This is a genomic window from Flavobacterium fluvii, assembly GCF_900129545.1.
GTDB lineage: Bacteria > Bacteroidota > Bacteroidia > Flavobacteriales > Flavobacteriaceae > Flavobacterium > Flavobacterium fluvii.
Window position 1 is genome coordinate 1 of record NZ_FQWB01000010.1, and the last position, 17,052, is coordinate 17,052.

A 17,052-nucleotide genomic window follows, 5' to 3' on the forward strand; every position below is an offset into this window, starting at 1 on the left:
AATCTGAAATCTGAAATCTGAAATCTGAAATCTGAAATCTGAAATCTGAAATCTGAAATCTGAAATCTGAAATCTGAAATCTGAAATCTGAAATCTGAAATCTGAAATCTGAAATCTGAAATCTGAAATTAATTAGCTACTTCGCTGATAAACTTGATTCGCATCAAGCGCAATTCATCTATATCATAATCACCCTCAAATTCCCTCAGAGCAACCTCAATATTATCGGAATCCGATTCCATAAAATAGTCGTGAATTTCTTCTTGTTGATCGTCGTCCAACATTTCATCAATCCAATACTTGATATTTAGCTTGGTGCCGGAATTCACGATTTGTTCCATTTCCGTTATCAGGGCCTCCATGGACAATCCTTTGGAGGAAGCAATATCGCTAAGCGGCAATTTCCTGTCAATATTTTGGATAATGTATAATTTATTGATGGAATTGGCCCCTGTTGATTTCACGACCAAATCATCTGGACGAACGATATCATTGTCGTCCACATACTGGCTTATTAACGCAATAAATTCCTTGCCGTATTTTTTTGCTTTTCCTTCTCCAACTCCATGGGTATTGATCAACTCGTCCATGGAAATGGGGTATTTCAAAGCCATGTCTTCCAATGAAGGATCCTGGAAAACCACAAAAGGAGGAACTCCCAATTTTTTGGCCACTTTTTTACGCAAGTCACGCAGCATCCCCATCAAAACCTCGTCGGCTACACCTGAAGATTTTGCTGCGGTTACTATAGCTTCATCTTCTGATTCATTGTATTCGTGGTCTTCAGACATCATGAACGAAGTTGGTTTTTTGATAAAATCCAATCCTTTCTTGGTGATTTTTACAATGCCGTAAGTTTCGATGTCTTTGGACAATAATCCATCCACCAATACTTGGCGCAATAATGCCATCCAATATTTGTCATCATGATCGACACCCGAACCAAAAAAAGGTTGAACATCTGTTCTGTGGGCTTTTATCACTGCATTGACACGACCAATCAAGGTAAACACCACTTCTTTGGATTTATAAATATGCTTGGTATCGCGCACCACTTCGAGTAACTTGACGACTTGGTCTTTGGCTTCCACCTTAATTTTTGGATTGCGGACATTGTCGTCCATATCGCCACCGTCACCTGTTTCGTTATCGAATTCTTCACCAAAGTAATGCAAAAGAAATTTCCTCCTCGACATGGATGTTTCGGCATAAGCCACGACTTCCTGCAATAAGGCAAAACCGATTTCTTGTTCGGCAACCGGTTTGCCAGACAAGAATTTTTCGAGTTTTTCTACATCTTTATACGAATAATACGCAAGACAATGACCTTCGCCTCCATCGCGACCGGCACGACCTGTTTCTTGGTAATAACTTTCCAATGATTTTGGAATATCGTGATGAATTACAAAACGGACATCAGGCTTGTCAATTCCCATTCCGAAGGCAATCGTAGCCACCACCACATCCACGTCTTCCATAAGAAACATGTCTTGATGCTTGGCTCGCGTTTTGGCATCCAATCCTGCATGGTAGGGCACGGCACTAATTCCGTTTACTTGCAAAACTTCGGCAATGGCTTCCACTTTTTTGCGGCTTAGGCAATAAATAATTCCCGATTTGCCTTTATGTTGCTTGATGAAACGAATAATATCCGATTCAATATTTTTTGTTTTTGTACGTACTTCGTAATATAAGTTAGCTCTGTTGAACGATGCTTTATAAGTTGTCGCATCAGACATATCCAAATTTTTAAGGATGTCTTCCTGCACTTTTGGAGTGGCTGTCGCCGTAAGACCTATGATGGAAACATCTCCCAATTGCTTGATAATTCCTTTCAAGTTTCGATATTCCGGCCTGAAATCATGTCCCCATTCCGAGATGCAATGCGCTTCGTCAATGGCGACAAAAGAAATGGGCACCGTTTGAAGAAAATTTAAATATTCTTCCTTGGTCAAGGATTCTGGAGCTACATATAAAAGTTTTGTCAAACCAGAGGTAATGTCTTTTTTGACTTGGGCAATTTCTGTTTTGGTCAACGAGGAATTAAGTACATGGGCAATTCCATTTTCGGAAGATAAACTTCGAATGGCGTCTACTTGATTTTTCATCAAGGCAATCAGTGGAGAAACAACGATGGCCGTTCCTTCTTGAATCAAGGCAGGTAATTGGTAACAAAGTGATTTTCCTCCTCCCGTCGGCATAATCACAAAAGTATTTTCCTTGTTGAGGATACTTTTTATGACCTGTTCTTGTAACCCTTTGAATTGGTTAAAGCCGAAATACTTCTTTAATTCTTTGTGGATATCAATTTCGTTTGAATTCATTCTTTATTAATGGTATTTTATCTAAATTTGCACCACTAAAGATACTAATTTCTTTTATACATACAAATTTTTATAACAATTCTATTTTGGACACAAAGGAAAATATACTAATTTCAGCAAAAAACACCATTCTTTCCGAGAGTGAGTCCATCGCAAAACTGATTGATTTTATTGACATTAACTTCGCCGAAGCAACACAAATCATCTTTAATTCTAAAGGAAGATTGATTGTCACAGGCATTGGAAAAAGTGCGATTATAGCCCAAAAAATGGTAGCCACGTTCAATTCAACAGGAACGCCATCCATCTTTTTACATGCCACCGAGGCCATTCACGGCGATTTGGGCATGGTGCAACCCGATGATATTGTCCTTTGCATTTCAAAAAGTGGCAATAGTCCCGAAATAAAAGCACTCATTCCTTTATTGAAAAATTTCGGAAACCAATTAATTGGCATGACCGGAAACACGACTTCTTTCTTGGCAAAAGAATCCAAATATGTCTTGAACACAACCGTTGATGCTGAAGCCTGTCCAAATAATCTGGCTCCGACCAACAGTACCACGGCTCAACTTGTCATGGGAGATGCGCTTGCCGTCTGCTTGATGCATTTGAGAAATTTTACCAGCGAGGATTTTGCCAAATACCATCCTGGTGGCGCTTTGGGCAAAAAACTATTGCTTCGAGTGAAAGACATGCTTGAAAACTCGCTAAAACCAATGGTTACACCTGATGCTCCCATAAAAAAAGTAATTTTCGAAATATCCGAAAAACGTCTTGGAGTTACCGCCGTGGTAGAAAACGAAAAAGTAATCGGAATCATTACCGATGGAGATATCCGAAGAATGTTGAACGACAACGACACTTTTACCCATTTGTCTGCCAAAGACATCATGACAAAAAAACCTAAAATGATACAATCCACTACTATGGTTGTAGATGCATTGAACATCCTGGAAGATTTTTCCATCACGCAATTAATCGTTGTTGACGATGGCGAATACAAAGGCGTGTTGCATTTACATGACATTTTAAAAGAAGGAATCATATAATGGGAAAAAAGGAACTTAAAGAAATGTCGTTTTTAGACCATCTTGAAGAATTAAGATGGTTGTTGGTTAGAAGCACGATTGCCGTTTTAATAATGGCATTTGCAACCTATTTTATAAGCGACTATTTATTTGACACTATAATTTTTGGACCTACAAGACCTTCGTTTTATACTTATCGTTTATTTTGTGATTTATCGCATCAATTAAATTTTGGCGAAAGTATTTGCATTGAAGAATTGCCTTTTATTATCCAAAATACAGAAATGGAAGGTCAAGTCAACATGTTTGTATGGATGTGTATTCTGGCAGGTTTTATTTTAGCTTTCCCTTATATACTATGGCAAATTTGGCAATTCATCAGCCCGGCTTTGTATGAAAAAGAAAAGAAAAACGCACGAGCATTCATCTTTGTTTCCTCTTTACTTTTTTTTATGGGAGTGCTTTTTGGCTATTTCATCGTTATTCCCATGTCGGTCAATTTTGTGGCCACCTTTACCGTGAGTGAAATGGTAAAAAACCAATTTACACTGGATTCCTATATGGGCATGGTAAAAACATCCATTATCGCCAGCGGATTATTTTTTGAATTACCCATAATCATTTATTTCCTGACAAGACTAGGATTAGTTACTCCTACTTTCTTAAGAGAATACCGTAGATACGCTGTCGTGCTTGTATTAATTATCGCCGCCATAGTTACTCCTCCAGATGTGGTGAGTCAAACTATTGTAGCCATACCAATGTTGATTATTTTCGAAATAAGCGTGATAATTTCTGCCATTGTTTATAAAAACCTACAGAGAAAAAATGGGAAACTTAGTTAAAGAATTCAATGACTATCGTTCTAAAATGAACGAAAAATTATTGGCAGACAACAACAAAATTGTAAAGCGAATTTTCAATCTTGACACTAATGCCTATACCGAAGGAGCGCTTGACGTAAAAACCAAGGAACTTTTGGGATTAGTGGCCTCGACGGTGTTGCGTTGTGATGATTGCGTGAAATACCATTTGGAAAACTGTCATAAAGAAGGCATTTCCAAAGAAGAAATGATGGAAGCCATGGGAATTGCCACCTTGGTAGGCGGAACAATTGTAATACCCCATTTGCGCAGAGCCTATGAGTTTTGGGAAGAATTGGAAAATGTTGAATAATCAAAAAGTGTTTCAACAGCTAACTATATAAAAAAATAAAAATGAAGTTAAGAGCCGAAAATTTAATTAAAACATATAAAGGGAGAAGCGTTGTCAAAGGCATTTCCGTAGAGGTGAATCAAGGCGAAATTGTGGGGCTTTTAGGTCCAAATGGTGCTGGAAAAACAACTTCTTTTTATATGATCGTGGGATTGGTCAAACCCAATATGGGCAATATATATCTGGACGATTTAGACATTACCCACTATCCAATGTACAAAAGAGCCCAACAAGGAATTGGCTATTTGGCTCAAGAAGCTTCCGTTTTTAGAAAACTGAGTATTGAAGACAACATTTTGAGCGTTTTGCAATTGACCAACCTTCCCAAAGAAGCCCAAGAAGCCAAAATGGAAAGCCTAATTGCCGAATTTAGCTTGGAACACATTCGAACCAACCGTGGCGATTTGCTTTCGGGAGGAGAACGTCGTCGTACCGAAATCGCTCGTTGTTTGGCCACTGACCCCAAATTCATCTTGTTGGACGAACCTTTTGCAGGTGTTGACCCAGTTGCCGTGGAAGACATTCAACGAATCGTGGCCCAGTTAAAAAATAAAAACATTGGAATCCTGATCACCGATCACAACGTGCAGGAAACCCTTGCCATCACGGACAAAACCTATCTTATGTTTGAAGGAGGTATTCTAAAAGCCGGTATTCCCGAAGAATTGGTGGAAGACGAAATGGTACGTAGAGTATATTTAGGACAGAATTTCGAATTGAGAAAAAAGAAATTGGAGTTTTAAAGCATATTTTAAAGCACAAAAAATCCATTCGACATGAATGGATTTTTTGTACCAACTATTCCATCGTAATAAACCGCAACTGTTCCACATCGCCATTATAGATATTGACATCCACATTGCCTTTTATCCCCGACACGGAAGCTTTTTCCGTAAATTGCCAAAACAACCAATCCTCCTCTATTTTCTCTCGATAAAAATTATAATTGGCAATCCAAAAAAGATAATCCGAGAAATCTTCCTTCAAGAAATCATCGTAGTATTTCTCTCCTGTATAAATAATGGGCTTGACTTTATAATGAGCCTCCACGGCTTTCAACCAACGTCTCAATCCAATTTTCAGGCTATCCAAGGATTGTCCTTTAGGCAGTTTTTCAATATCTAAAACGGGAGGCAAATCGCCTTTGCGAAGACGAACTGTTTTTATAAAAAGCTGTGCTTGTTCCAATGAATTTTCGTTGGGACGATAATAATGGTAAGCCCCTCGGATCATTTTTCGTTTTTTGACACCAAGCCAATTATCTTCAAATTGACCATCTACCCTGTCGTTTCCAGCAGTAGCCCTAATAAAAACGAACTCCAACGGATGATCTTCTTCAATAGTTTCGACCAAAGTCCAGTCTATTTTTCCCTGAAACTCGGAAACATCAATGCCAATTGCCTTGCCTTGGTGATTTTCCAAAACTTGGTAATTGCGAACATCCGAAATGCGTTTGGCTTCGGCTTCTTCGTAACTTATTTTATGTGATTTAAAACTAAAATAGTAAGCCAATCCATTGCGATAATGATAACAAACTCCAAGAAACAGCAAAACAAAAAATCCAATCATCGAAAAACGCAACAGTTTTCCAGAGAAAAAAGAAGCTTTCTTTCGTGGTTTTCTTTTAATTACGGCTTTTTTTCGTGTGGTGGTTGGCCTCATTGAAAAACTACTTTTTCAGGAACTTGTTGTTGATAACCGACAACAAAACATAAGTAACGATAACCAACGGAATTGCCAAATATTGGAAGAAAACCAGCAACAAAACACACAAAGCCAAAAAGACGATTTGAAGGGCATTTTTCTGGAAACTAAAATCTTTTATTTTCAAGGAAAACAACGGAATTTCGGCGTTCAGGATGTAAGCACTGAATAAAGTGATAGCCAACAAAATCCATTGATTCGTCAGAATATCGAAAACAACCAATGAATTGGAATATTTTAAAACCAGCGGCAAACTCAATATAAACAAGGCGTTGGCAGGTGTTGGCAAACCAATGAAAGAATCCGTTTGACGAGTGTCAATATTGAAATTGGCCAAACGATAACAAGAACCCAAAGTAATGATGAAACCCAAATACGGCAAAATCAAGATTGGAGCTGCAGGATTTTGAGTTTGCTGCAACAACCAAAACATTACAAACCCTGGAACTACTCCGCTGGTAACCATGTCTGCCAAAGAATCCAATTGCAAACCAAGTTCTCCGGCCACCTTGAACAATCTGGCGAAAAATCCATCAAAAAAATCTAAAAAAATACCCAGACAAACAAAATAAAAAGCCATTTCAAAATTTAATTCCGACACGAAAACTACGGCAATACAACCGCAAAAAAGATTTAACAGCGTAATTATATTCGGAATGTGTTTTTTTATTTGCATCGTTTGGTAGATTAAATGTTTCGAAGTGGACAAATTTAATATAATAACTGAATGAGAAGTGCGTTTTTTAATAGAGATTTTCAACAACAGCTTCTTTGGCAGTCATTATTTATCCAAAGAGAGGACTAAGCTCATTAAAAAATTATATTTTTGGAAAAAATTAAACGATACTTCAGTCTGAGAAACAATCAATGCTAAAAAAAATTCCTTTCTTCTTCCTCCTTTTGATTTGCGCCAGTTCGTATGCGCAAACGGTAAGAAAGTATTCGAATGAATTTATGAACATTGGAGTCGATGCCGCAGCATTGGGAATGGCAAACGCCGTGACTTCGCATACCAACAACGTGAATTCCGGTTATTGGAATCCCGCCGGATTGATTCATCTGGAAGACCACGAACTATCCTTGATGCATGCCAATTATTTTGCCAATATTGCCCAATACGATTATATCGCTTACGCAAAACCCATCGACGACGAAAGCGCTTGGGGCGTTTCCCTGATCCGTTTTGGAGTAGACGACATCATGAATACAACTGAATTAATCGACAATCAAGGCAACATCGACTACAATCGCATCAGTCTTTTTTCCACAGCCGATTATGGTGTTACTTTTTCTTATGCCCGCAAACTGCAAATTCCCGGATTTCAATATGGAGTCAATGCCAAAGTGATTCGCCGAATTATTGGACAATTTGCCAGCTCTTGGGGTTTTGGATTTGATGCCGGAATACAATTCGAAAATAACGATTGGCAGTTTGGCTTGATGCTTCGCGATATTACGACCACCTATAATGTTTGGAGCATTGACGAAGCCGAATACAAAAAGATTGCCAACGCTATTCCGGGACAAAATCAGGAACTGCCCGAAAGCACCGAGATTACGGCTCCAAAAGCACAATTTGGATTGTCCAAAAAGTTCATTATTCGTTATGATTACAGTCTTTTGGCTGCCGCCAACATCAATATGTTGTTTACCAAAACAAACGATATCATTTCAACAGATTTTGCAAGTGTTGATCCTGCGCTGGGTTTTGAATTTGGTTACACCGACTTGGTTTTCTTGCGTGCCGGCCTGGGGAATTTTCAAAACATACAGCAAATAGACAATACCAAAAAAGTGGGATTTCAACCGAATATCGGTTTGGGATTCAAATACAAGGGTATCCAAATTGATTATGCCTTGACTGATTTAGGCAACCAAAGTGCCGCTTTGTATTCGAATATTTTTTCTGTAAAAGTGGATTTGGGACAGTTTAGAAATTAATTTTATTCTTTTTATACCTTCATAGATGAATTCATTAGTAAAAAAAATATTCTTTTTCGCATTGCTAATCACTTCGACAAGCAGTTTTTGCCAAGAAATCTTGTTGTCCAAAAACGCTCGTATCAGCATCATTACTTGTGATACCGGCAACGAATCTTATTCTCTTTTTGGACATACCGCCCTTAGAATAACAGACACGGACAACAATCTGGATGTGGTTTACAATTATGGCGCTTTTGATTTTGCCACGCCCAATTTTGTCGCGAAATTCGCCAAAGGAGATTTACAGTATTTTGTCATTGCTCATTCTTTTTCAGATTTTATGGATCAATACAACTACGAACAAAGAAGTGTTTTCGAACAGGAACTTATTATACCCGCGGTTTACAAACAAAATTTATTCAACAATTTAAACTCGGTCTTGGCTTCGGAAGAGCGCTATTACACCTATAAATTCATCGACAGAAACTGTACTTCGATGGTTGTCGAAATCCTGAACAAAACATTGGGGTCGAATGTGGTTTTTAAAAAAAATGACACGGATAAAACCTACAGAACCATTCTTTACCCTTATTTTGACAATTCTTTTTATCAAAAATTGGGCACCAGCATTATCTTCGGGAGTAAAGTGGACGATTATGGGACACGGATATTCCTGCCTTTGGAACTGCATGAAAGTTTGCAACAAACTCAATTTAAAAACCACCCACTTTGCAAGAAAAGCATAAACCTTTTGGAGTTCAAAAAAGAAGCACCAAGCTCTTGGTGGGACAACATTTACACCTTCATCTTGTTGCTTGGATTTATTGTAGTCATAAACAAGAAAAGCATTAACGTATTTTACTTTTCGATAATGGGATTGTTGGGGTTATTTTTTGGATTTATGGGATTTTATTCCTTTCACCAAGAGTTGGCCAACAACTACAACACCTTGTTATTCAATCCACTATTGTTCGTATTACTCTATTTTCTTTACACCAAAAACAAAAAATGGATTATCAATTTATCGGTATTGAATATTCTTTTCCTCTTTATCTACGTTGCGTTTATGTTGAACAAGATACATTTATTGATTATGTTGCCTTTAATACTGACGAGCATGACATTGTTGGTAAAAACGGCCATCCAAAACAGCAAACGAATTCCTGTAGTAATTTAGAACTATTGTCCTCGATAAAATAAAACCGTGCTGATGGTTTTGAGGGTAATGTTCAAATCCAGAAAAAGACTTCGGTGTTTGATATAATACAAGTCATATTGCAGTTTTATCAAGCTGTCTTCCATTGATTCACCATAGGAATAATTGACTTGCGCCCACCCCGTAAGCCCTGGTTTTATAATGTGTCGGGTTTCATAAAAAGGCATTATTTCGGCAATTTCCTTGACAAAAAAAGGACGTTCGGGTCTTGGTCCGATAACCGCCATATCGCCTTTTAAGATATTAACAAATTGCGGGATTTCGTCTATTCTGGTTTTACGCATAAATTTACCAAAAGCAGTCACTCGATTATCGTTGGAAGTCGAAAAAACAATACCACTTTTCTCGGCATTATTAACCATGGTCCTGAACTTGAGAATCTGGAATATTTTGCCGTTTTTTCCCACTCGTTCTTGGGTATAAAATAATTTTCCTTTATTGCCAATGGCATTCCCGATTAATACCAAAGGGAGAATAAGTATTCCAAACAACACTCCCAATATGGAAATTAGGGTTTCCATAATTTTTAAATTCAGCAAATACAGTTGATTATTGTTGGTTCTATTGAAAGGAAAAAATTTGTAAAAATCCCTGGTTATGTAATGCACGGGAATACGCTGCGTTTTATTTTCATAAACTTGGGTATATTCGCGAATAGTCGTTCCGTTTTCCAATAAATGAAGTAATTTTTGGTACAATTCAACGGTAATATCATCCGTTTTATGTGAGGCAACAACAATTTCAAAAAGGCTGTTTTCCTCAACAAATGCAACCAAATCATTAATTTCAAGAAGCTGTACCAAATGATATTCAAGCCGAGCATCGTTGTTACTTACTGTATTAACATAAGCAACTATTCGATAATGAGGATCCGATTTTTCGAGTTCCTTGACCAACTCTTCCACTTGCTCCTGATTGCAAACCAACACAACATTTTGCACAAATCTATTGGAAGCCAAAAATTTGACATAAAAAGTTCTCCATAAAACCAAGGCCAAAATTACCGTAAAATAAAAGATTAAAATTTGAAACCTGTTTGAAGGCAATTCGGCAGAAAAAACAGGTGTCAACAAGTAAAACAAAACAGTGGTAGAGACAGTGAGAATACTACTTTTCAACACTTGGTATTGATTACTGGCAACCTGCAAATCGTACATTTCAAAAACGGTCCCAACACCATTGATATAAAAAGCAAGAACGGCGGCATAATAAAAATGAGTAGTTGAAGATTCCAAATACTCCAAATTCAAAACAATTCCGACACAATGTAATGCCAAAAAAACGAAAACAATATCAAAAAAACGCAACAGCACTTTCCTTTCAGATACTTCAAAATGTATTTTGTTGCTTTTTTTATTCATTACTCAATTACTGGTTCTATATAAAGAAAAACAAATCTACACAAACATCCAATGAAATCATTAAAAATTCGGCAAACTGCAATTTTATTCAGTCAAAGTAATTGAATAGGGTAAATTATCTTTAATTCATGCAAGGATTCATTCTCGATTTAGTTGAAAAAGTATTCTTTTTCTATCCAAAAAACATCAAGCTGCCTCTTTATAAAATTGTATTGTCTTTATGAGTCCGACACGATCTTCTTTTTAGGAATTTCACTAAAATAAACATTGAGCAAAGACAAAGAATAAACAAATGCCGGGGCGGCCGTTCGCATGGCTGCATGATTGATGGTAAAAAACCAAAAGGCCACAAAACACAATAAATACATGTTGAATTTGTTTTCCAGATACAAAGCTAAGGGCGTAAAAAACAGAATCAACAATCCAATAATTCCTAAAGTACCGTGTTCCGCCAACATTCGGGTAATCTCGTCATGTGACAAAGTGCCGTCCCCGGTTTTGGCTTCTCGAACTTCAACTCCTTTTCCAACACCAACGCCAAAAATTGGGTTATCCAAAAAAACATCGATTTCACCTTTGGCAACTTCTTCCCTTCCTGTAAACTTACTTTCTTTAACTCTTCCTGCCGCATCTTTATTGGCATAACGCTTGTCTATAAGTCCTCCTGTTTGAAAAGAAGTGTATGCCCATGTTGCCGTCATGGCGATAGACAACAATACAATCAAATAATTTAGTTTTACCCTTCCGGCAAAATTAGATTTAGTGTAGAGAAAGAATACCAATAATATAATCATCAAAAAACCCGTAACCATTCCCCCGCGCGAGAAAGTAACCATTCCTCGATAAGTAATATTCAAGGCAATGATTAAATTAATGATGACCAGATATTTAGTCTTGGACTCCAAAATTATTCTGGAAAAGAATATAAACATTCCCATTCCCAAAATGGTAGCCACTTGATTGGGACCAAATCCTCCAGAGGTTTCATAATTGGATTGGGTACTGGTGATGACGTCTCTAATATTTGGAGTATAAAAAGTTAGATACACCATACAAGTAACAATAGGCAAACCCATTGAAAGAAGGATGGAATTTATTTGGTCCAAAGGAATCTTTCGTCTAAAAGTATAAAGCGACGACACTCCCAAACATACGGGACCCGAAATATTAAAAGCGATGGTATTCTTGATGTCAGTATCAAAATCCAACACAAAAGTCGTCAATACCACGCTGGGAATCAACAATAATAGAAATATCCAATAGGGCGTGGCATTTTTCGAAAATCCGCTGAAATACATTCCCAAAAAAATAAAGACCATTACCCCATATTTCGAAATTTCATACAAAGGATTACCATGTGTCATCCTCAAAAAAACTTCGCTTCCCACTACATAAGCAGCAGCCATCAAGGCTTCGTTATTTTTGTTTTGTTTTTTAATGATATAAAGAGCCCACAATATAAAAATCAAATATCCGTATATTTTTGAAAAAAAAGGAAATACAAACACCAAAAATCCAATTCCGACATGGAACAGGATTAAATTGAGATACAAGATTTCGTCTTTTTTCATATAAAACTATTGCTTTTAAAGCAAATTGTATTTTGATAATAACAATTGAACACTTTTCTCTTTTGAATAATTTTCTAAAACTAAATTATGCAAATGTAAAGCAAATACTTCTCTTTGTACTTTATCTACTAAAACCATTTTATAGAGTTGTTTCTTAACTTGTCCATTATTTAAAGGATTAAACAACAACCCATTAATATCATCTTTAATGATTTCGGAACAATATCCAACATTGGTAGAAACTACAGCCAATTTAGCTAACCCATATTCAAGTAAGGACACTGGAAACCCTTCATTTGTTGAACACAAAATCCCTATTGTAGCTTGAGATAAAATATTTTGTATATCATTTTGAGAATCGTAAATAAAAACAGCTTTTTTTAAATTCTTTTCAGACACAAACTCTTTTATATTATTTGAATACTCGTCATTATAATCTTTCCCTATCAAATGTAAACTCCAACCTAAATCTTTTAGTTTCAACTCTTCGAAAGCAAATAATAAAGCAATATGATTTTTTGGTTTTTTTAAATTTGCCAAACAAACAATACGTCTACCTATTTCTCCCTTCATAACTGTAACTTTGGGCTGATTTTCATCAGATGCTGCAAAATTAGGAATATAAAAGACTTTTTTAACGAATAACTTTTTTTTGACCCAATCTTCCAATTGATGATTGACTACAAAAACAGAAGTAAAAAAGAAAGAAGTAAAAAACAATATTAAATTATCAACTCTGGATTCATTTACTCTAGCTCCATAATGTTCATGCCAAATTAATTTTATCGAAGGACAGGATAATTTCAAAAGAAAAGCCAGAAAAAAGGAAGTACTGTGTGCATGAATTATTTCCACTTTATTTTTTACCACAAATTTTCGCAATGCAGAAACCGCTTTTATATCAATCGTTCCTTTCTTGTTTAAATACAAATAAGAAACTTCCTTTTTCACCTGATTCAAAAGTGCACCTTCCTTTCGGGTTACCACCAATCCCGAAAACTCTATTGCATCGGCAAGTGCATTGGCATAATTTATGGCCATTCGCTCGGCACCTCCAGCCTCAAGAGAATCTATAATTTGGAGTATTCTCATCGTGTCAACAATTTTTCTATTTCATCCTCAAAAACATCCAGGGTATATTTTCTGGACCAATCACTCGCCTTTTGACTTTTGCCTTGACAATCGATTTCATTTTTCAAGACAAGTTCCAATTGGTAGGCGTCTTTTTCCAAATTGCTACGCCAGTTCGAGCTATGCTCTCGGGTCATTTCCAACAAAATTCCACGATTTCCATAATCCAGCATAAAAGGCACACAAGAAACGGGTGTCGCCACGGGAACACAACCCCAAAACATCCCTTCGGCAACGGCTTTTGGCCAACCTTCGCTTTCGGACGGTAAAATAACGAAATGGCTTTGTTCATAAGCTTTTCTTACCATTTCATGTGTTTGGTTTCCTTCCAATGAAATGATGTCATCCAATTTATTTTCGACAATGTATTGTTCCAATTTGTTTCGTTCCGCTCCTTCACCATACAAAGACAAGGCAACATTATGGCCTTTTTGGCATAAAGCTTCCACCAATTGAATCGCATACAAGGGATTTTTGCCCGACACCAAAGTTCCCACGAAAACAAAACAAATTTGTTGTTGCAAATTTTTAGGAACAATGGGCAACTTATCAACTTCATGATAGGTTGCGGTAAAAAAAGGCTTGATGTTCTTGGAACTTCCCTCCCATTTTCCATAAACCAAAACCTGCATGTTTCGAGTCAGGAATGTATTCGACAAAATCCATTTTTGCAATTTATAGCTCAGGGGCTGCTTCGATTTCGGATCCCAATTGCCTGCATATTTGGCTGTTTTAATCTTTTTTGGAAATAAAATCTGGATTAAACTCGCCAACAAACCCATATTTCCGGGACAGCGCAGATGAATGTGATCGGCTTTTTGCATTGCGGAATAAATATTCCAACAAATTCCTGGTATTTTAAAAATTGAATCAAAAACAGCTTTTAGACCCAAAACATCAAAACCTTCAACAGCAATGAATTCAATATTTTCGTGATGGTACTTTATGTCAATAGGCGTTTTTCTGGAGTTGGATTCAGGAGCCACAAGAATCACCTTATCGACCTGTTTAATCCAAATATTCATCTCACGAACATAAGGGGCGTAAGCAAAATAGTGATTCTGCTCCACAATATGCGGCACGTGAGTAATGATGACAAAATTCATTTATGCGAATTAGTTTTTCCAGCGTAAATGTATTGCTAAATCTAATCATTATCAAAGGGAAAATTAAATTTTGTCACTAACTCCATTCAAGAAAAATGGGCAAAAATAATTGAAATTCCAAGAACAATTTTCTAAAAATTGGCTACTAATCAGACCTTAACATTTGTTAACAAAATAGATTTTCAGAAACCATAATTAATTGTATTTTTACCGTTCAAAATTTAGAAAAATAAATGGGTAAAATCATTGCGATTGCTAATCAAAAAGGAGGAGTTGGAAAGACGACAACGTCTATTAATCTCGCTGCCTCACTAGGTGTTTTAGAAAAAAAAGTATTACTGATTGACGCTGATCCTCAGGCAAATGCCACTTCAGGATTAGGAATTGACGTAGAAACAGTCGAGATGGGAACCTATCAAATTCTGGAGCACAGCAATACGCCAAAAGAGGCAATAATAAAAAGTACTGCTCCAAATGTGGACGTAATCCCTTCCCATATTGACCTTGTTGCCATCGAAATCGAATTGGTTGACAAAGAAAACAGGGAATACATGCTTAAAAAAGCATTGGAAAGCATCAAAGACGAGTACGATTACATCATCATCGATTGTGCGCCTTCTCTTGGTTTGCTTACGTTGAATGCTTTGACTGCGGCAGATTCCGTGGTAATTCCGATACAATGCGAGTATTTTGCATTGGAAGGTTTGGGTAAATTATTGAATACCATAAAAAGCATCCAAAAAATTCATAATCCAAGTTTAGATATCGAAGGCTTGCTGCTTACCATGTTTGACTCCAGATTGCGTTTGTCCAATCAAGTGGTTGAAGAGGTTCAAAAACATTTTAACGACATGGTTTTTGAGACCATAATCCAAAGAAACGTGAAATTGAGTGAAGCACCAAGTTATGGCGAAAGCATCATAAACTATGACGCCACGAGCAAAGGAGCTACAAATTACCTACAATTGGCTCACGAAATCATAAAGAAAAACAGCAAATAGATTTATGGCACAAGCACTAAAAAAACAAGCCTTAGGAAGAGGATTATCGGCATTATTGAAAGACCCGGAAAACGACATAAAATCCGTAAGCGATAAAAATGCCGACAAAGTGGTTGGAAATATCATCGAGCTTGAAATCAACGCTATCGAAATCAATCCATTTCAGCCCAGAAGCAATTTCAACGAAGAATCCTTAAGAGAATTAGCGACTTCCATAAAAGAATTAGGGGTTATTCAACCAATCACCGTTCGAAAATTAGAATTCAACAAGTACCAATTAATTTCGGGTGAGCGACGTCTTCGTGCTTCAACATTGGTTGGATTGACTACCGTTCCTGCTTATATCCGAATTGCAAACGACAATGAATCCTTGATTATGGCCTTGGTGGAAAATATCCAACGCCACGATTTGGACCCCATAGAAATAGCCCTTTCGTACCAAAGATTGATTGACGAAATCCAGTTGACACAGGAGCAAATGAGCGAACGCGTGGGAAAAAAACGTTCGACAATTGCCAATTATCTAAGACTTTTAAAGTTGGATCCAATTATCCAAACCGGAATCAGGGATGGTTTCATCAGCATGGGACACGGCCGAGCGATTATCAACATCGAAAACCAAGACATTCAAGCCGATATTTACCAAAAAATCGTGAGCCAGAATCTTTCCGTTCGCGATACCGAAGCATTGGTTAAAAATTATCACGAAAGTTTAAAACCGAAGCCTGCAACTAAAGCAAAAACAGCATCGTTTGAAATTGCCGACACCGAAAAAAACACCTTCAACACTTATTTTGGCACCAAAGTCGATGTAAAAGTGGCTGGAAACGGAAAAGGAAAAATTACCATTCCATTCCACTCCGAAGAAGACTTCAACAGAATCATTAAACTAATAAAAGGGTAGTGAATAAAATATTTTTCATAGGTCTACTCTTCTTTTTTTTAGGAAGCCACACCGTTTTTTCGCAAAAGAAAACAGAAGCTGCCTTGATTGCAAAAGACACCTTGAAATCGAATGACATTGACCCTTTGACACCGGCAAAAGCAGCTTTTTATTCGGCCATTTTACCGGGATTGGGACAAGCTTACAACAAAAAATACTGGAAAATCCCCATTGTTTACGGAGCTATGGGAACGAGTCTTTACTATTACATTGACAGCCAAAAAAGCTATAACGAGTATCGAGACGAATACAAACGAAGATTGGAAGGTTTGGGAAGAACCGAAGAATTTGAAAGATACGACGACGAAACTTTAATATCTGCCCAAAAGTTTTACCAACGAAATCGAGATTTGTCCGCTTTCTTCGTTATTGGTTTTTATATTTTGAACATTATCGACGCCAATGTTGACGCAGCTTTAATACAATTCAACGTAAATGAAAATTTGTCTTTGAAACCAAATATTTATTTGAATAATGTAACAGATAGGACAAATGTGGGACTAACATTTAATTATAATTTTTAGAA

16 protein-coding genes are annotated in these 17,052 nt (G+C 36.9%); 9 read left to right on the forward strand and 7 right to left on the reverse strand.

Features of this window, described 5'->3' with window-relative positions:
- Nucleotides 1-128 precede the first annotated feature (128 nt).
- On the reverse strand, nucleotides 129-2,324 hold the full coding sequence (locus BUC16_RS16270; RefSeq protein WP_073371878.1) for a RecQ family ATP-dependent DNA helicase: 2,196 nt from the start codon (nucleotides 2,322-2,324) through the stop codon (nucleotides 129-131).
- An 86-nt stretch (nucleotides 2,325-2,410) separates the two neighbouring features.
- Here BUC16_RS16270 and BUC16_RS16275 point away from each other — a divergent pair, with 86 nt between their 5' ends.
- The 4 genes from BUC16_RS16275 to lptB are packed head-to-tail and all read left to right on the forward strand — an operon-like array spanning nucleotide 2,411 to nucleotide 5,313.
- The gene (locus BUC16_RS16275; RefSeq protein WP_073371879.1) at nucleotides 2,411-3,376 is read left to right on the forward strand and encodes a KpsF/GutQ family sugar-phosphate isomerase; all 966 of its coding nucleotides are present in this window, start codon (nucleotides 2,411-2,413) and stop codon (nucleotides 3,374-3,376) included.
- Entirely contained in the window at nucleotides 3,376-4,200 is an 825-nt protein-coding gene (gene tatC / locus BUC16_RS16280; RefSeq protein WP_073371880.1) for a twin-arginine translocase subunit TatC, read from the forward strand. The genes BUC16_RS16275 and tatC overlap by 1 nt, the downstream gene beginning before the upstream one ends.
- Complete coding sequence (locus BUC16_RS16285) at nucleotides 4,184-4,531, forward strand: carboxymuconolactone decarboxylase family protein (protein ID WP_073371881.1); 348 nt, start codon at nucleotides 4,184-4,186, stop codon at nucleotides 4,529-4,531. Before tatC ends, BUC16_RS16285 begins: the two co-directional genes overlap by 17 nt.
- Before the next feature lie 41 nt (nucleotides 4,532-4,572).
- The gene (lptB, locus tag BUC16_RS16290; RefSeq protein WP_073371882.1) at nucleotides 4,573-5,313 is read left to right on the forward strand and encodes an LPS export ABC transporter ATP-binding protein; all 741 of its coding nucleotides are present in this window, start codon (nucleotides 4,573-4,575) and stop codon (nucleotides 5,311-5,313) included.
- A 55-nt stretch (nucleotides 5,314-5,368) separates the two neighbouring features.
- Here lptB and BUC16_RS16295 read toward each other — a convergent pair whose 3' ends face one another.
- Nucleotides 5,369-6,232, reverse strand: a complete 864-nt coding sequence (locus BUC16_RS16295; protein WP_073371883.1) for a glycoside hydrolase family 25 protein — start codon at nucleotides 6,230-6,232, stop codon at nucleotides 5,369-5,371.
- A 7-nt stretch (nucleotides 6,233-6,239) separates the two neighbouring features.
- Nucleotides 6,240-6,950, reverse strand: coding sequence for a CDP-alcohol phosphatidyltransferase family protein (locus BUC16_RS16300; RefSeq protein WP_073371884.1), 711 nt, complete (start codon nucleotides 6,948-6,950; stop codon nucleotides 6,240-6,242).
- A 191-nt stretch (nucleotides 6,951-7,141) separates the two neighbouring features.
- Here BUC16_RS16300 and BUC16_RS16305 point away from each other — a divergent pair, with 191 nt between their 5' ends.
- Together BUC16_RS16305 and BUC16_RS16310 are read left to right on the forward strand one after the other, a co-directional pair.
- Nucleotides 7,142-8,215, forward strand: a complete 1,074-nt coding sequence (locus tag BUC16_RS16305) for a putative type IX sorting system protein PorV2 (RefSeq protein ID WP_502493384.1) — start codon at nucleotides 7,142-7,144, stop codon at nucleotides 8,213-8,215.
- Nucleotides 8,216-8,240: 25 nt separating this feature from the next.
- Nucleotides 8,241-9,374, forward strand: a complete 1,134-nt coding sequence (locus tag BUC16_RS16310; RefSeq protein WP_073371885.1) for a lipoprotein N-acyltransferase Lnb domain-containing protein — start codon at nucleotides 8,241-8,243, stop codon at nucleotides 9,372-9,374.
- Between the two features lie 2 nt (nucleotides 9,375-9,376).
- Here BUC16_RS16310 and BUC16_RS16315 read toward each other — a convergent pair whose 3' ends face one another.
- The 4 genes from BUC16_RS16315 to BUC16_RS16330 all read right to left on the reverse strand — a co-directional run bounded on the left by BUC16_RS16315 (nucleotide 9,377) and on the right by BUC16_RS16330 (nucleotide 14,582).
- A complete protein-coding gene (locus tag BUC16_RS16315) occupies nucleotides 9,377-10,774 on the reverse strand; it encodes an exopolysaccharide biosynthesis polyprenyl glycosylphosphotransferase (RefSeq protein ID WP_073371886.1) in 1,398 nt (465 codons plus the stop codon).
- A gap of 218 nt (nucleotides 10,775-10,992) precedes the next feature.
- The gene (locus tag BUC16_RS16320; RefSeq protein ID WP_073371887.1) at nucleotides 10,993-12,345 is read right to left on the reverse strand and encodes an O-antigen ligase family protein; all 1,353 of its coding nucleotides are present in this window, start codon (nucleotides 12,343-12,345) and stop codon (nucleotides 10,993-10,995) included.
- 15 nt (nucleotides 12,346-12,360) lie between these two features.
- Complete coding sequence (locus tag BUC16_RS16325; protein WP_073371888.1) at nucleotides 12,361-13,437, reverse strand: glycosyltransferase; 1,077 nt, start codon at nucleotides 13,435-13,437, stop codon at nucleotides 12,361-12,363.
- Nucleotides 13,434-14,582 (reverse strand): glycosyltransferase, encoded by a 1,149-nt coding sequence (locus BUC16_RS16330; RefSeq protein ID WP_073371889.1) that lies wholly within the window; start codon nucleotides 14,580-14,582, stop codon nucleotides 13,434-13,436. Before BUC16_RS16330 ends, BUC16_RS16325 begins: the two co-directional genes overlap by 4 nt.
- A gap of 233 nt (nucleotides 14,583-14,815) precedes the next feature.
- Between BUC16_RS16330 and BUC16_RS16335 the strand changes: the two genes are divergently transcribed.
- The 3 genes from BUC16_RS16335 to BUC16_RS16345 are packed head-to-tail and all read left to right on the forward strand — an operon-like array spanning nucleotide 14,816 to nucleotide 17,050.
- On the forward strand, nucleotides 14,816-15,583 hold the full coding sequence (locus BUC16_RS16335) for a ParA family protein (protein ID WP_073371890.1): 768 nt from the start codon (nucleotides 14,816-14,818) through the stop codon (nucleotides 15,581-15,583).
- 4 nt (nucleotides 15,584-15,587) lie between these two features.
- Complete coding sequence (locus BUC16_RS16340; protein WP_073371891.1) at nucleotides 15,588-16,487, forward strand: ParB/RepB/Spo0J family partition protein; 900 nt, start codon at nucleotides 15,588-15,590, stop codon at nucleotides 16,485-16,487.
- Entirely contained in the window at nucleotides 16,487-17,050 is a 564-nt protein-coding gene (locus BUC16_RS16345; RefSeq protein ID WP_073371892.1) for a DUF5683 domain-containing protein, read from the forward strand. The genes BUC16_RS16340 and BUC16_RS16345 overlap by 1 nt, the downstream gene beginning before the upstream one ends.
- Nucleotides 17,051-17,052 lie beyond the last annotated feature (2 nt).

What these genes read in the sequence shown, in the direction of transcription:
- lptB (WP_073371882.1), top strand. Translation starts at nt 4,573, where the DNA reads ATGAAGTTAAGAGCCGAAAATTTAATTAAAACATATAAAGGGAGAAGC.
- BUC16_RS16330 (WP_073371889.1), bottom strand. Translation starts at nt 14,582, where the DNA reads ATGAATTTTGTCATCATTACTCACGTGCCGCATATTGTGGAGCAGAAT.
- BUC16_RS16335 (WP_073371890.1), top strand. Translation starts at nt 14,816, where the DNA reads ATGGGTAAAATCATTGCGATTGCTAATCAAAAAGGAGGAGTTGGAAAG.
- BUC16_RS16305 (WP_502493384.1), top strand. Translation starts at nt 7,142, where the DNA reads ATGCTAAAAAAAATTCCTTTCTTCTTCCTCCTTTTGATTTGCGCCAGT.
- BUC16_RS16285 (WP_073371881.1), top strand. Translation starts at nt 4,184, where the DNA reads ATGGGAAACTTAGTTAAAGAATTCAATGACTATCGTTCTAAAATGAAC.
- BUC16_RS16300 (WP_073371884.1), bottom strand. Translation starts at nt 6,950, where the DNA reads ATGCAAATAAAAAAACACATTCCGAATATAATTACGCTGTTAAATCTT.
- BUC16_RS16270 (WP_073371878.1), bottom strand. Translation starts at nt 2,324, where the DNA reads ATGAATTCAAACGAAATTGATATCCACAAAGAATTAAAGAAGTATTTC.
- BUC16_RS16325 (WP_073371888.1), bottom strand. Translation starts at nt 13,437, where the DNA reads ATGAGAATACTCCAAATTATAGATTCTCTTGAGGCTGGAGGTGCCGAG.
- BUC16_RS16340 (WP_073371891.1), top strand. Translation starts at nt 15,588, where the DNA reads ATGGCACAAGCACTAAAAAAACAAGCCTTAGGAAGAGGATTATCGGCA.
- BUC16_RS16320 (WP_073371887.1), bottom strand. Translation starts at nt 12,345, where the DNA reads ATGAAAAAAGACGAAATCTTGTATCTCAATTTAATCCTGTTCCATGTC.
- tatC (WP_073371880.1), top strand. Translation starts at nt 3,376, where the DNA reads ATGGGAAAAAAGGAACTTAAAGAAATGTCGTTTTTAGACCATCTTGAA.
- BUC16_RS16315 (WP_073371886.1), bottom strand. Translation starts at nt 10,774, where the DNA reads ATGAATAAAAAAAGCAACAAAATACATTTTGAAGTATCTGAAAGGAAA.
- BUC16_RS16310 (WP_073371885.1), top strand. Translation starts at nt 8,241, where the DNA reads ATGAATTCATTAGTAAAAAAAATATTCTTTTTCGCATTGCTAATCACT.
- BUC16_RS16295 (WP_073371883.1), bottom strand. Translation starts at nt 6,232, where the DNA reads ATGAGGCCAACCACCACACGAAAAAAAGCCGTAATTAAAAGAAAACCA.